This window comes from Vibrio sp. HI00D65 (genome assembly GCF_001635455.1).
GTDB lineage: Bacteria > Pseudomonadota > Gammaproteobacteria > Enterobacterales > Vibrionaceae > Vibrio.
The window spans coordinates 1-1,254 of the sequence record NZ_LWEH01000558.1; the positions used below are offsets into that span (position 1 = coordinate 1).

Genomic DNA, 1,254 nt, shown 5'->3' on the forward strand with positions numbered 1-1,254 from the left:
AGACAGGATATCACGTGTCCCGCCCTACTCGTTTTCACTGATGATGAGATGTCGACTACGGGGCTATCACCCTTTATTGCGGCACTTTCCAGAGCCTTCGTCTGTCTCATTAAAAGCTTAAGGGCTAATCCAATTTCGCTCGCCGCTACTTTCGGAATCTCGGTTGATTTCTCTTCCTCGGGGTACTTAGATGTTTCAGTTCCCCCGGTTTGCCTCTTGCTGCTATGTATTCACAACAAGATACTTACTTGTGTAAGTGGGTTTCCCCATTCGGAAATCCCAGACTCAAATGACTTTTACTGTCTAATCTGGGCTTATCGCAAGTTAATACGTCCTTCATCGCCTCTGACTGCCAAGGCATCCACCGTGTACGCTTAGTCACTTAACCATACAACCCGAAAGGGTCTTAATGTATGGCAACTAACCAAGGTTTTTGGTTGTAATAAGAAGGGTTAGTTCTTATTACGTGTTTGCCGGACTCAATGTGATTCAAATTAGATTTGAATCGAATACAAGACACTTGAATGTGTTTGTGTTGTGTTTATCCAAAGGATAAACATTGAGAACTTTTAATTTGATTAACTCTTAGAGTTAATCAGTCAGCTTTCCAAATTGTTAAAGAGCATGTATTCCGAAGAATGCATTTTCTAAAGACTCTCGCAGTCGAAAAAACCAACCAACAACATAAGAAGTGGTTTGGAGTATTAACTTTCAAGAATATTTAGAGAATGGTGGGCGATACCGGGCTCGAACCAGTGACCCCCTGCTTGTAAGGCAGGTGCTCTCCCAACTGAGCTAATCGCCCACTAAAAGTTTTAATTCCTTCGTGGAGAAAGAATGGTGGGTCGTGCAGGATTCGAACCTGCGACCAATTGATTAAAAGTCAACTGCTCTACCAACTGAGCTAACGACCCAATGGTATCCCGTAGGGGAGTCGAACCCCTGTTACCGCCGTGAAAGGGCGGTGTCCTAGGCCTCTAGACGAACGGGACACTGCTAATTTGTCTCCACTTTAAAAAAGTAGAAACAAACTTCGAAGAACTTGGGAGTTCTTCGTCTCTTTACTTTCTAAACCGTATCAATCTGTGTGGACACTTATCGTGAATATCTTCGTATAAGGAGGTGATCCAGCCCCAGGTTCCCCTAGGGCTACCTTGTTACGACTTCACCCCAGTCATGAACCACAAAGTGGTGAGCGTCCTCCCCGAAAGGTTAAACTACCCACTTCTTTTGCAGCCCACTCCCATGGTGTGA

3 tRNA genes and 2 rRNA genes are annotated in these 1,254 nt (G+C 44.5%); all 5 read right to left on the reverse strand.

Annotated elements, in window-relative coordinates:
- A 23S ribosomal RNA gene (locus tag A3712_RS23770) occupies positions 1–388 on the reverse strand; the annotation flags it as partial.
- Positions 389–729: 341 nt separating this feature from the next.
- Positions 730–805: transfer RNA gene (locus tag A3712_RS23775), tRNA-Val, on the reverse strand.
- Positions 806–838: 33 nt separating this feature from the next.
- Positions 839–914: transfer RNA gene (locus A3712_RS23780), tRNA-Lys, on the reverse strand.
- 2 nt (positions 915–916) lie between these two features.
- Positions 917–992, reverse strand: a tRNA-Glu gene (locus tag A3712_RS23785).
- 123 nt (positions 993–1,115) lie between these two features.
- Positions 1,116–1,254: ribosomal RNA gene (locus tag A3712_RS23790) — 16S ribosomal RNA — on the reverse strand; the annotation flags it as partial.